Genomic DNA, 4,631 nt, shown 5'->3' with positions numbered 1-4,631 from the left:
GGTGGACAATGATGAGATCGCGGTGGTCGCCCGCCAGGCGGCACGCTGGGCGCTGGCCTTGACGCGCCGCTTCGACCGCGTGATCCTGGCCTCCATGGACGCCGAGTCACCGCTCGTCGAGATCGTGGCACGCTGAAGGCACTGGCTGCGATGCTGATCCTGACTAAATAAACTAAGTACCCCTCATGATACGTGTAGCCATGTTGTTCTTGTAAGCGCCTGGGTTCGAGCTTGAGGCCGATTGGAGACCAATGGATACACTTCGCTTGTTAGGCAATTATGCTTATCAGGAATCAACGGATGAGACTTTCGACCAGGATGCTGGTAATGCGCCCCATCACAAGTTGTATGCTCGTTCACAATGGGAGTTCCTGCCGAAATGGTATTTCAATTCTCAGGTCAACTGGGTCGCCGATAGGAAGCGCCCTTTCGGCGATACACGTCCTGACATCAAGGATTACACTACGGTCGATCTCACAGTGCGAGCCGAGATCGTTCATGACTGGGAGGTTGCTTTCTCGGTGCGGAACCTGTTCGATGCGGATGCACGTGAACCCAGCCCGGGACCTGCGATACCGAATGACTTAACGCTCGCAGGTCGTAGCGTATTCGGAGAGATCCGAGTGTCGTTCTAACAATAACGGTTAACTCAAGGAGGGGGTAATCCTAAACCCAATATGGAGGTTGCTATGAAGTATCGGATATTCATGGTGTTGCTTTGCACCCTTGCTCAGACACCAGCCCCGGCGGCGACTATCAACGCAGTCGGAAGCTGCACTATCGTGGATGCGGTCAGCGCTGCTAACCTCGATGCACCTGTAGGTGCTTGTAATGCCGGAAGCGGGGCGGACACCATCGTCTTGGCATCGAATGCCACTTACACTCTGGTGCAGGCCGAATCTCCTTTCGGAGCCCAGAACGGTCTGCCTTCTATCGATTCGGTCGTCACTATCCAAGGCAACGGCAGCGCTATCCGCCGTGACCCGGATGCTCCACGGTTTCGCATCCTGACAGTGGGGGGGTTTGGTGACTTGACGATGGTGAATACCAGAATTAGTGGAGGGGTTGCATCATTTGCGGGTGGTGGTATCTTGGTTGACGGGAGTACCGCCGGTGCTGGTACTTTACGTTTGGTCAATAGTACGGTCTCGGACAACCTGGCCTTAGTTGAGGGTGGGGATAGCCAAGCTCAGGGTGGCGGCATTTCGGTTGGGGAGATGGCAACTGCAATCATTGTCAATAGCACGGTCTCGGGCAATGAGGCAGCTAGCCCCGATGAGGGTTTAGGCGGTGGTATATTTGTCGGACTTGCCGCCGAGTTGACTTTGACTAACACTACGGTTGCAGCCAACTTCGCTGACTCCGGTGGAGGGATCTACAATGGTGGTGCTGGAGCCGTAACTCTCGCTCACACCCTGGTCTCCGGCAACGTAGGTCGTGTCGGCGCCCCGGAGTTGTTTAATGATGAGGGTACGGTTACGGCTAATAATTTTAACCTATTCGGCCACGATGGTTTTGCTAGGGTATCCGGATTTACTCCGGGCACTCTCGATGTAGTGCCCAGTGAGCCCCGTGACCGTGTTTTGGATATACTCCTTCGCGGCAACGGGGGCCCCACGATTACTCATGCACTTGTCGCTGGTAGTCCTGCTATCGATGCGGTGTCAGGAGCTTGTGTTACTCCTACCGACCAGCGGGGTGTTCCGCGTCCACAGGGTCCTCGCTGTGATATCGGTGCCTACGAAGCGGGACCACCGGTACCCCCGCAGACTGCTAATCGACCACCGGTGGTGTCGAACCCTGGGAATCAGGTGGGTAATGTCGGGCAGTCCGTGGACCTGGTTATCAATGCGAGTGACCCGGATGGTGATTCCCTGAATTTCATCGCTTCCAATCTACCAATAGGCCTGTCGTTGAATGTCGGTACTGGGCGGGTGTCGGGTCGGTTGGCTGCTGAGGCTACAGTGACTACGACTGTGTCAGTGGTTGATGGTCGTGGAGGGGATACCAGGGTGAGTTTTCGGTGGGCGGTGTTGAACCCGAGCCCACCGATTACTCCGATTGCTCCGATTACTCCGATTCTTCCTGTTCCGTTTACGGCTACTCCACTACCATTGGTTCCTCCTTCAGGAATCTCCTGCACGGATAAAAAATGCCGCGTTCGTGTTCAGTGCATTGGAGCCCCAGGACAGGTATGCATGGTTTCGGTTAGAATCCTGGTTGGCGTACCTATCAGACCTCTTACTGCTTGTGTTGGTGGTATTTGTATACCGGTTAGGCCGGGGTTGACTCGGCAGGCTGTATTTGCTTCCGGTGTTTCTAATGTCCCAGCTGGGCAGATTGGTACGGTACGCACCAATCTGCGGAGAGCAGGAAAGCAGCTCATCCGTACTAGCTCTAAGAGGATTATCCGGGGGACGGTGGAGGTTCGGAGCACGGTAGGCGTCACAGCCTCCGTTACGGCGGTACCGACTCGAATTAAGTTGCCACGCCGTTAAGAACGGTTAACTCAAGGAGGGACGGCGCTTTCTAGTAAGCCACGGTTAAACAAGCCCAGGACTTAGACTTGGAACCTCTAAGTCCTGGCTTCTCAAAATAGGAGGTAGCAGACAATGTTGACGAAAGCTGATTATCAGACCGCGCTTGATGTTCAGAGAGCTACTGACATTACCGCCGTGATGGATTCGTTTGCCGATATCATGAGACGCATTCACGGGGAGTCGGACTATACCCATAGCCACGCACTGAGGTGGGAGGATTGACCCAATGGAGGGAGCGAGAAGACGGACTTTGGCGAGGCCGCTAGGGCGGGTTGGCGCCCGCCTCCTCCCTAGGAGACGCCGCCCGGTTTCCTTAATGCGCACTTGGACCCTCGTCGCCCTGATACTCAGTGCCGCAACCGGGACGCCCTTGCCGGCCGCCGAACGGGAGCCAGTCAAATCGCTCCTGGAAATGCGGCAAGAGCGGGTGGTGGTTCAGAAGTGGGACTTGAGTTGCGGCGCTGCGGCGCTTGCCACTCTACTGAACTACCAGCACGGCGATCTGGTTCCGGAGCGGGAGATCGCGAGGGTGCTGATCCAGCGCCAGGAATACGTAGCCAACCCGTCGTTGGTTCGGGGGCAAGGCTTCTCTCTACTCGACCTCAAGCAGTACGTCGATAAGCGGGGGTATGAAGGGATCGGCTACGGCGGGCTTACGCTCCAGGATCTGATCGAGCACGCTCCCATTATGGTGCCGGTGAACTTACACGGCTACAATCACTTTGTCGTGTTCCGCGGCAGGCGTGCGGATTGGGTGCTGATGGCGGACCCCGCCTGGGGGAATCGCACCCTGCGGGTGGAAAAGTTCGAGGAGGCGTGGATTGACTACCCTGAGATCGGTAAAGTAGGTTTCGTCGTGGCGCGGCATGATGGGATCAAGCCCCCCAATCGCCTCGCCCCGCGCGCCAGTGATTTCGTGATGTTGCGGTAAGCCACCCACCGCCATCCGAAAGGACACCATGCCACCACCTAGGCCTTCGCGCTGGCTGAAGCCAGCCGCGGCTGTGGCCGCGTCTATCAGTATGGTGGGGCTCGGCGTGGCCGAGCCCCTGAGGGGGCAGGCCGCCTCTGACCCTCATCCGGCGATGGAGGAACTGCTGCGAAGGCTCGAGGAGCGCGACGCCCTCATTGGCTCTCTGCAGCGGCGCATTGAAGCGCTCGAGCGGCACATCGCCACACCGGCCGATCGGGCGCCGCCCATTAATGAACCACCGGTGGCGGCCAAGTCCGTGCCGCCGGTGGCTTCATCGGCCGAGCAGGCGCCATTGAACGCGGAGCGTCGGAATGCGAAACGCGTCGGAGCGGCAGGGACGCCGCCGGCCAGTCCAGGGACGTACGCATCCACCCAGGCCGAAGAGGCGCCAGCGGTTGAAAACGGCGCAGCACAGGCGGCCCCAGGTCAATTCGAGGTCGACGAGGAGGCGGCCGAGCGCGCGCTGGAGCGGACGCTGGTTGTGACAGGCGCACTGCTTTTGCCGGTTGGAGAGGCCGACATCCAGCTCAGCTTCGCCTATAGCCGAAGCCAGGAGGATGTTCGTACCTTCTCTGAGGAAGGGAGCCAGTTGACTGCATTACAAGAGGTTCGCGGCAATGCCTTCAACGGCAACCTTTCGCTGCGCTTCGGTCTCCCCTTCGATTCGCAACTGGAAGTCGGCATTCCTTATCGATATGTAGAGCAGGAAGTTATCACAGAAAGAGGTTTTGGCACGCGCGCCAAGACGGAGGCTTATGGCTCGGGATTGGGTGATATCGATCTCGGCCTGGCCAAGGGGTTGCTGCACGAGCGCGGCTGGTGGCCGAATCTCATCGGTAGGGTGACCTGGATTACGGACTCCGGTGAAACCTCCGATGACGGCTTTGCGCTTGGCGGCGGTTTCAACCAGCTCCAGGGGTCGCTGACCATGACAAGCGCCAGGACCCGCTGGTGTTCATTGGTATACCCGTGGCGCTGGTCGGCGCGGGGGGGGGGGTAAGAAGACCACCCTCTACCGGCTGGCGCGGGCCCACGCGGGTCGTATCGGCATCACCGCGACCGTGGCCATCCCGCCGTTCCCCGCAGACCTCGGCGCCCATGTGATCGTCGCCGGGACA

3 protein-coding genes are annotated in these 4,631 nt (G+C 58.6%); all 3 read left to right on the top strand.

Features of this window, described 5'->3' with window-relative positions:
• Positions 1 to 251: 251 nt before the first annotated feature.
• Positions 252 to 635: a TonB-dependent receptor gene (locus tag M3461_07425; protein ID MDQ3774193.1), complete on the top strand. Its 384-nt coding sequence runs from the start codon at positions 252 to 254 to the stop codon at positions 633 to 635.
• Between the two features lie 2,275 nt (positions 636 to 2,910).
• Positions 2,911 to 3,471 (top strand): cysteine peptidase family C39 domain-containing protein, encoded by a 561-nt coding sequence (locus M3461_07420; GenBank protein ID MDQ3774192.1) that lies wholly within the window; start codon positions 2,911 to 2,913, stop codon positions 3,469 to 3,471.
• A gap of 154 nt (positions 3,472 to 3,625) precedes the next feature.
• Complete coding sequence (locus M3461_07415; protein ID MDQ3774191.1) at positions 3,626 to 4,513, top strand: hypothetical protein; 888 nt, start codon at positions 3,626 to 3,628, stop codon at positions 4,511 to 4,513.
• The last annotated feature ends 118 nt before the right edge of the window (positions 4,514 to 4,631 follow it).

The sequence above is a fragment of the Pseudomonadota bacterium genome, assembly GCA_030860485.1.
Taxonomy (GTDB): domain Bacteria; phylum Pseudomonadota; class Gammaproteobacteria; order JACCXJ01; family JACCXJ01; genus JACCXJ01.
The sequence above is the reverse complement of the archived record's forward strand: the minus strand, read 5'-3'. Positions and strand labels throughout refer to the sequence as shown.